Below are 7,375 nucleotides of genomic sequence, written 5' to 3' on the forward strand. Positions count from 1 at the left end.
CCTGTTCGAGACCTTCCGGGCGGTGGTGCGGCACGGGTTCGCCCGCTTCCCCGGCTCCCGGACCCCGCTCCGCACGCACCCCCGGCCCCCGCTCCGGTTCAGCGCATCCGGGTGGCCCACTCGCGGATCTTGGCGACCCGGGCCTTGAGCTGCCCGGCGGTGGCCTCGGCCGTCGGCGGGCCGCCGCAGGCCCGCCGCAGCTCATTGTGGATCACCCCGTGCGGCTTCCCCGACTGATGCGCGTAGGCACCCACCAGGCCGTGGAGCTCCCGGCGCAGCTCGGCCATCTCCCGGTGGGTGACCACCGGACGCCGTTCCGCCGGGAGCTCCAGCAGATCGGCCTCCTCGTCCGGCTTGCGGCGGCTGTGCGCGATCTGCCGGGCCTGGCGCTTCTGCAGGAGTATCCGGACCTGGTCCGGCTCCAGCAGCCCCGGAATGCCGAGATAGTCCTGCTCCTCCTCGCTGCCCGGGTGCGCCTGCATGCCGAACTCCGCGCCGTCGTACATCACCCGGTCGAACACGGCCTCGGACTCCAGGGCCTCGAACGGCAGCTGGTCCTGCTCCCCGGTGTCCTCGTCGCGCTCCCGCTCGGCCTCCTTGAGCAGCCGGGCCTCCTCGGCGTAGGGGTCCTCCTCACCGCCCCTGGCCGGCTTGTCCAGCACGTGGTCGCGCTCCACCTCCATCTCGTGCGCGAAGCCGAGCAGGGAGGGGATGGTGGGCAGGAAGACGGAGGCGGTCTCGCCGCGCCGCCGGGAGCGGACGAAGCGGCCCACGGCCTGGGCGAAGAACAGCGGCGTGGAGATGGTGGTGGCATACACCCCGACCATCAGCCGGGGCACGTCCACGCCCTCGGAGACCATGCGGACGGCCACCAGCCAGCGGCTGTCGGACTCGCGGAAGTCCTCGATGCGGCCGGAGGCTCCGGAGTCGTCGGAGAGCACGACGGTGGGCTTCTCGCCGCTGATCTCCTTGATGTGCCGGGCGTAGGCGCGGGCGCTGTCCTGGTCGGTCGCGATGACCAGGGCCCCGGCGTCGGGCACGGAGCGCCGGATCTCGGTCAGCCGGCGGTCGGCGGCGCCGATCACGGCCGGGATCCAGTCGCCCTTGGGGTCCAGCGCGGTGCGCCAGGCCTGGGCGGTGGCGTCCTTGGTCATCGGCTCGCCGAGCCGTGCCTGAAGCTCGTCGCCGCTCCTGGTGCGCCAGCGCATGCTGCCGCTGTAGGAGAGGAAGATCACCGGGCGGACGACATGGTCCGCCAGGGCGTTGCCGTAGCCGTAGGTGTAGTCGGCCACCGACCGCCTGATCCCCTCGGCGTCCTCGGCGTACTGCACGAACGGGATCGGGTTGGTGTCCGAGCGGAACGGGGTGCCGGTCAGGGCCAGCCGCCGGACCGCCGGTTCGAACGCCTCCAGACAGGCCTCGCCCCAGGAGCGGCTGTCCCCCGCGTGGTGGATCTCGTCCAGGATGACCAGGGTCTTGCGCTGCTCGCAGCGGTTGCGGTGCAGCATCGGCCGCACGCCCACGCCCGCGTAGGTCACGGCGACGCCGTGGTACTGCTTGCCGAGCGGCCCGGCGCTGTACTCGGGGTCGAGCCGGATTCCTATCCGGGCGCCGGCCTCGGCCCACTGCTTCTTCAGGTGCTCGGTGGGGGCCACCACGGTGATCTGCTGCACCACGTGGTGGTGGAGCAGCCAGGAGGCGAGCGTCAGCGCGAAGGTGGTCTTCCCGGCGCCGGGGGTGGCCACGGCCAGGAAGTCGCGCGGGTGCTCGCTGAGATAGCGGTCCATCGCGGCCTGCTGCCAGGCCCGCAGCTTTCCGGCGGTACCCCATGGCGCCCGGCCGGGGAACGCCGGGGAGAGGTGGTGCGAATGGGAAGCACTGGAAGCACTGGTGGTAGTCACGATCCTCGCAAGGTCGGCACCTGCCAAACGGACCGCGACAGCCTACCCGTCCCCGCTTCCCCGCTCCCGGCGGACACCGCGCCCGCCCGCGGCTGCGGTGCGGCTCACACCACCCGCGGCGGGCCGGGACGTTCCGCGACGGGAAACCCCGCCGGGGCCGGCCCCGGCGGGGTTTCCCGTCGTCACGGCGAGGACCAGGCCCTCCGCCGCCGCGNTCACGGCGAGGACCAGGCCCTCCGCCGCCGCGTCGAGGGCCGCCCGCCCCGGCCTGTTTCCCGGGCGGTCCGGCGCGTTCCCTGCGTCCCGTCGCGCGGCGGAGATCCGGGACCATGCCGGAAGGGCACCGGCCGGCACCATTCCGGGCACCACGATCAGCCCGGTGCCCGGGTGCGGCGGGAGACGGCGATGGCGAGGACGGCCACGGCGGTGGCCGCCGCGTAGACGGTCACGAAGGCGGCCGGCCCGACCGTGGCCGCCGCCCCGGCGGTGTCCGCGGTGTGCGAGGCGGCGGCGGAGCCGCCGCCCAGCGCGGCGAAGGCGGTGCCCACGGCGGTCAGCAGCACCACGTTCAGCAGGCTGTCGCAGACCTGGAGCGAGGCCACGTTGCCGCCCGCCCGGGCCGGGGCGGACAGCCGCAGCACCAGCACCCCCACCGAGGCCACCACCAGCCCCATGCCGAAGCAGGACAGGCCGATGGTCAGCACCGGCAGCCAGACCGGCACCGCCTCGGCCAGGACCAGCGGGGTGGCCGCGATGCCCGTCACATTGAGCACGGTGCCGGTGGTGACCAGCAGCGAGCGGTGCCGCTCCAGCCGTGGGCGGGCCTGCAGCCAGGCGCCGAACGCCCAGGTCAGCCCCCCTGCGGCAAGGGCCAGGCCAGCCGTGGTGACGGACAGCCCGCGCTGGGTGACCAGCATCAGCGGCACGAAGGTCTGCGCCGCCATGTACGCCGCCGAGACCAGGCCGCGCAGCAGGATCACCGACGGCAGGCCGCGGCCGGCCCAGAAGGTGGCGCGCGGCAGCAGGCGCAGCGCGGCCGGGGCCAGCAGGACCAGACCGGCCGCCACCGGCAGCACGGACAGCCAGCGCAGCTCCTGGCCGCCGTACTGGAGCAGCCCGGCGCCGACCGAGACGGCCAGGGCCAGGCGCAGCCGCCGGCGGTCGAAGGGCGGGGCGGTGCCGTCCTGTTCGCGCTGGGTCTCGGCGGTGGTGCGGCGCAGCGCGGGCAGCATGATCATCAGCGGCAGGAGCACCAGCACGGTGATGCCGAGGAACACCCAGCGCCAGCCGAGGTGCTCGGTCACGGTACCGGCGATCACCGGGCCGGCCAGGGCGGGCACCACCCAGGCGGCGGAGAAGGCGGCCAGCGCGGAAGGGCGCAGATGCTCGGGGTAGGCGCGCCGCACCAGGACGTAGAGCGCCACGATGATCAGGCCGCCGCCCACGCCCTGGAAGGCCCGGCCGAGCACCAGGACCAGCATGCTCTGCGCCAGGCCGGACAGCAGCAGGCCACCGGAGAAGCAGCCGATGCCGACGCTCACCGGGGCGAGCGGTCCGCGCCGGTCGCACCACTGGCCGGAGACCACCATGCCCAGCAGGCTGGTGGTGAAGTAGCCGGCGAAGGCGAAGGCGTAGAGGGAGACGCCGTCGAGCTGCTCGGCGGCGGCGGGCATGGCCGTGCCGATGGCCATGGCCTCGAAGGCGATCAGCAGGATGACGCTGACCGAGCCCAGGGTGAGCGCGCGGTACCGCGGGCTCATGACACCGCCCGCCCCGGCGGGGACGGGCGGGAGGTCCTGCGGCGGCACCTCGGCGGCCTCGGCGGCCTCGGCGGAGGGCGGTGGCGCGGCGGCAGGTGCGGAGATGCCGGCGCCGTCCCGTTCAGCGGGGCCGGCGCCGGCCCGGAGTTCGTCCATGCGGACACCGTAAGGACCGACCGGGCATGGTGCCCATGGCTTTTCGGCCCGTCTTCCGCTCCGCCCCCAGCCCTAGGCCCGGGCGGCGCGGCAGCGCCGCCGCCGGGCGCAGCGCGGTGCGGCCCGGCTCAGGAGGGCGGCGGGAGGGCCACGGTCTGGGGGCGGATGGGGAGACGGTTGACCGGGCGGCCGGTGGCGGCGCGGACCGCCGCGGCGACGGCCGCCGGGGTGGTCACCACCGGCACCGCGCTCACCGACTTGGCGCCGAAGGGCGCCACCACGTCACGCTCCTCCAGCAGCGCCACGATCCGGATGTCCGGCGTGTCCAGCGCGGTGGGCAGGGCGTAGTCCGCGAAGTCCGGGCGGCGGACCGTGCCGCGCGCCACCCGAAGGTGCTCGCTCAGCGCCGCGCCCACTCCCTGGGTGACGCCCGCCTCGATGCGGGCCCGCACCTGCCGGGGGTTGAGCAGCTTGCCGACGTCCTGCGCCAGCGCCACCTCCACCACCCGGACCGTGCCCAGTTCCACGTCCACGTCCACCACCGCCCGCACCGCGGCGAAGGCCAGGCCGACGAACGCATCGCCCTGCCCGGTGGCGTTCAGCGGCTCGGTCGGATGCGGGCGGCACTGCGCCGTGGCCCACAGCTCCTTGCCCTCCAGAGCCTCGGCCACCGTCGTGGACAGCACCCCGTCGTAGGAGGTGATCTTGCCGTCGGCGATCTCCAGCAGTTCCGGGGACATGCCGAACTTGGTGGCCAGCGGCTGGAGAAGCTGGGTGCGCACCATCCTGGCGGCCCGCTCCACCGCCCCGCCGGAGACCCAGGTGTGGCGGCCCCGCGCGCCCGGCCCGGCCGGCGGCTGGTCGGTGTCCACCGGCGCCACATGGACCTCCTCCACGCCCAGGACCTCCTGGACGATCTGGCGCGCCAGGGTGGCGAAGCCCTGCCCGGTGTCCACGGCCGAGCACAGCACGGTCGCCACCGTGCCCTCCACCTTCACCGTGGCGGTGGAGACCTCGTCGGTGCCCTCCGCGCCCAGCATGTGCACCATGCCCAGCGCGTAGCCCACGCCGCGGCGCACCGCGCCCGGCTCGCCCGCGCCCTCCGGGCCGCCGGGCAGCAGCCACTCCTCGGGCGGCAGTTCCTTGGGCAGCGGCGGCAGCGGCGCCTCCTTGACCGCGGCCAGCAGTTCCTTCACCGGCGCCGGGCAGGTGACGGTCTGGCCTATGGGCAGCACATCGCCGGTGGCCAGCACATTGCGCTCGCGCACCGTGACCGGGTCCAGCCCGAGCTCGGCGGCCAGCCGGTCCATCTGCGCCTCGTAGGCGGCGCACACCTGCATGGCGCCCTCGCCGCGCACGTGCCCGGAGGGCGGGTTGTTGGTGCGCACCACCCAGCCGTCGACCACCGCGTTGGGCACCACGTACGGCCCGGCGGCGAAGGACACCGCGGCGGCCAGCGCCTCGGCGGAGTCGTCCGCGTAGGCGCCGCCGTCCATCAGCAGTTCGGCCTCGACCTTGACCAGCTTGCCGTCCCGGCCGGCGTGGTGCCGGTAGCGCAGCAGGGTGGGATGCCGGTGCGGGTGGGCGAGGAAGGACTCCTCGCGGGTGGCGGCCAGCTTCACCGGGCTGCCGGTGCGCATGGCCAGCATGGCCAGCGGAAGCTGCATGCCCGGGTCCTCGCGGTCGGCGCAGGCGCCGGGCACCCCGGTGACGTAGATCTTGACCTGGTCGGAGTCCAGGCCCAGGCAGCGGGCCAGCAGATCACGGTCGGTGTGCGGGTCGGTCGCGGCGGTGTACAGCTCCACGCCGCCGTCCAGCCGCGGCACGGCCAGGCCGGCCTCGGCGCCGATGGGGGCCGGGTCCTGGCGGCCGATCCGGTACAGGCCCTCGACCACGACCTCGCCGACGGCCGAGGGGTCGCCGTGCCGGAGCGGGATGTGGCGCAGCACATTGCCGTCCGGGTGCAGCGGTTCGGCGGCGAAGGACTTCTCCGGGTCGGTGACCGCCTCCAGGACCTCGTAGTCGACGGCGATGGCGGCGGCGGCCAGCCGGGCGGTGTCGGGGTGGTCCGCCGCCACCGCGGCGATCGGCTCGCCGTGGTGGCGCACCTCCCCGGAGGCGAGCGGCGGCCGGTCGGCGACCCGGCGGCCGAGGGTGGCGTCGCCCACCGGCACGTCCCGGTGGGTGACCACGGCCTGCACGCCGGGCATGGCCTCGGCCGGGGCGGTGTCGACGGCCTTGATCCGGGCGCGGGGGTGCGGGGAGCGCAGCACGGCTGCCCAGAGCAGGCCCTCGGCCCACAGGTCGGCGGTGTAGGGGTAGACCCCGCACGCCTTCGCCCCGGCGTCGGTGGGGAGGACCGAGGCGCCGATGCCGTGCGCCGGGCCCGCGGCCCCGGCGCCCTCCGTGGCGACGGGGGCGGCGCCGGCCGGGGACACGGTGACCGTGCCGCCGCCGCTGCCCGTTTCCGTTCCGCCGCCGTTCGTCGGCTCCGTCACGATGCGCCTCCCATCCCCGTCGTGCCCGGTCCCGGCCGTCCGCCGCCCTGCTGCGGAATGCGCGGGGCGGCCGGCCCGCCGGCGCCGTCCGTGGCGCCCGGGTCACCGGGCGCGGGCCCGGTGCCGCCGTCGTCCTGCTGCTGGCGCGCGGCGCGCCCGGCGGCCACGGTCCGGACCGCGTCCAGGACGTCCCGGTAGCCGGCGCAGCGGCAGAGGTTGCCGCACAGCGCCTGCCGGGTCTCCAGCTCGGTGGGCGCGTGGTTGCGCTCCAGCAGGTCGTGCACGGCCATGGCCATGCCGGGCAGGCAGAAGCCGCACTGCACCGGTCCGGCGGCGAGTGCCTGCTGCACGTCGGACGGTGCGTCCTGGCCGCCCAGGCCCTCCACGGTGAGGATCTCGCTGCCGGCGGCGGTGGCGGCGGGCACCAGGCAGGCGGCGACGAGCCTGCCGTCCAGCTGGACCGAGCAGGCGCCGCACTCGCCCTGGGAGCAGCCGTCCTTGGCACCGGCCAGGCCGAGGCGCTCGCGGAGCACGTAGAGCAGGGACTCGCCGACCCAGGCGTCGGTGACCGGCCGGTCGATGCCGTTGACGGTGAGCACGTAGGAGACGACCGGGTGGGTGCTGTGGCCGGTGCCCTCGGTGTCCGCGGCGGCAGCGGCGTCCGCGGCGTCGGTGCCGTCCTCGCCGGGGCCGGACCGGGGCCCGGCGGCCTCCGGGTCGCTCCCGTCCGCCCCGTCGCCCGGCCCGGGGCCGCCGGGCGGGCCGGGCAGGTCCGGGAGGGCGATGCGCTCGGTGCCGGCCAGGGTCTCGTCAAAGGGCCCGCCGAAGCGGCCGGGCACCCGCGGCCCGTCCGCCGGGTCACCGGCATGGCCGTGCTCGGGCACCCCGGCGTCGTCCGGGTAGCGGCCGGCGCCGTCCTGCGCCGGATGCGACCAGGGCTCGCCGATGACCGGCTCCGGCCGGCCGTCCTCCGGGACCCGGGCGACCGGGGCGGCCCGGGTGTCCGTCTCCCCGTCCCGGGCCGTGGCGGTGCCGCCCCGCGCCTGGTGCAGGCCGGCCA

General features: G+C 75.9%; 4 protein-coding genes. All 4 read right to left on the reverse strand.

Annotation, left to right across the window (positions count from 1 at the left end):
• Positions 1–98: 98 nt before the first annotated feature.
• A complete protein-coding gene (locus GQS09_RS14800) occupies positions 99–1,901 on the reverse strand; it encodes a DEAD/DEAH box helicase (protein WP_165986533.1) in 1,803 nt (600 codons plus the stop codon).
• Between the two features lie 371 nt (positions 1,902–2,272).
• A complete protein-coding gene (locus GQS09_RS14805) occupies positions 2,273–3,817 on the reverse strand; it encodes an MFS transporter (protein WP_165986534.1) in 1,545 nt (514 codons plus the stop codon).
• 128 nt (positions 3,818–3,945) lie between these two features.
• On the reverse strand, positions 3,946–6,255 hold the full coding sequence (locus GQS09_RS14810) for a molybdopterin cofactor-binding domain-containing protein (protein WP_165986536.1): 2,310 nt from the start codon (positions 6,253–6,255) through the stop codon (positions 3,946–3,948).
• Positions 6,256–6,311: 56 nt separating this feature from the next.
• Positions 6,312–7,375: (2Fe-2S)-binding protein (locus GQS09_RS29495; RefSeq protein ID WP_243761426.1), on the reverse strand; the 1,064-nt coding region annotated here is incomplete at its 5' end.

It is taken from the genome of Streptomyces sp. YIM 98790 (assembly GCF_011421595.1).
GTDB lineage: Bacteria > Actinomycetota > Actinomycetes > Streptomycetales > Streptomycetaceae > Streptomyces.

Bases quoted from the DNA above. Each gene is read 5' to 3' on its own strand.
- GQS09_RS14805 (WP_165986534.1), bottom strand. From the start codon at position 3,817: ATGGACGAACTCCGGGCCGGCGCCGGCCCCGCTGAACGGGACGGCGCC.